We start from the raw sequence: 1,142 nt of genomic DNA on the forward strand, positions 1-1,142 counted from the left end.
CGCCTTCGTTTTCGGCATACACCATGGGACCCAGGGCCTCGGACTTGCCGTAACGGGTGACCATGTCGCGCGCCAAGGCCGTGGCACGTTCAAAGTCGTTGCTGGCGCCAGTCGTCATCTGGTTCATGAACACCTCTTCGGCAATGCGTCCACCAAACAACATGCTGATCTGGCTGAGCATGTACTCGCGGTCATAGCTGTAGCGGTCTTGCGCCGGCAGGCTCATCGTAACGCCCAAGGCGCGACCACGCGGAATGATGGTGACTTTGTGCACCGGGTCGCACTTGGGCAGCAGCTTGCCGAGTAACGCATGACCAGACTCGTGATAAGCGGTATTCCTGCGCTCTTCTTCGGGCATGACCATGCTTTTGCGCTCCGGGCCCATGAGGATTTTGTCCTTGGCTTTCTCAAAGTCCTGCATCTCCACCACACGGGCGCTGCGGCGTGCGGCCATCAGCGCGGCCTCGTTGCACAGGTTGGCCAGATCAGCGCCAGACATGCCGGGCGTGCCGCGGGCAATGACGCTCGCGTTGACGTCCTGGCCAAGCGGGACCTTGCGCATGTGCACGTTCAGTATCTGCTCACGGCCACGAATATCGGGCAGCGTGACGTAGACCTGACGGTCAAAACGGCCAGGGCGCAGCAAAGCGGCATCGAGGATGTCCGGACGATTGGTGGCCGCCACCACGATCACACCTACATTGGTCTCAAAGCCGTCCATCTCGACCAGCATCTGATTCAACGTTTGTTCACGTTCATCATTGCCGCCGCCCAAGCCTGCACCACGCTGCCGCCCGACGGCGTCAATTTCATCAATAAAGATGATGCAGGGTGCATTTTTCTTGGCGTTTTCGAACATGTCGCGCACACGGGCGGCACCTACACCAACAAACATTTCGACGAAATCGGAACCCGAAATCGAGAAAAACGGAACCTTGGCTTCGCCCGCAATGCCCTTGGCAAGCAGCGTTTTACCGGTACCCGGAGGGCCAACCAGCAGCAAACCGCGAGGAATGCGACCACCGAGTTTTTGAAATCTTTGCGGGTCTTTAAGAAAATCAACGACTTCCTTGACCTCTTCCTTGGCTTCGTCACAGCCGGCCACGTCGGCAAACGTCACGGTGTTAGTGGACTCGTCGAGC

At 58.3% G+C, this 1,142-nt stretch carries 1 protein-coding gene; it reads right to left on the reverse strand.

Translation table 11 applies throughout. The features are described from left to right. On the reverse strand, positions 1-1,142 hold a 1,142-nt coding region (gene ftsH, locus Q8K05_RS11750; RefSeq protein WP_305246785.1), incomplete at both ends, for an ATP-dependent zinc metalloprotease FtsH.

This window comes from Polaromonas sp., assembly GCF_030682935.1.
Classification (GTDB): Bacteria; Pseudomonadota; Gammaproteobacteria; order Burkholderiales; family Burkholderiaceae_C; genus Polaromonas.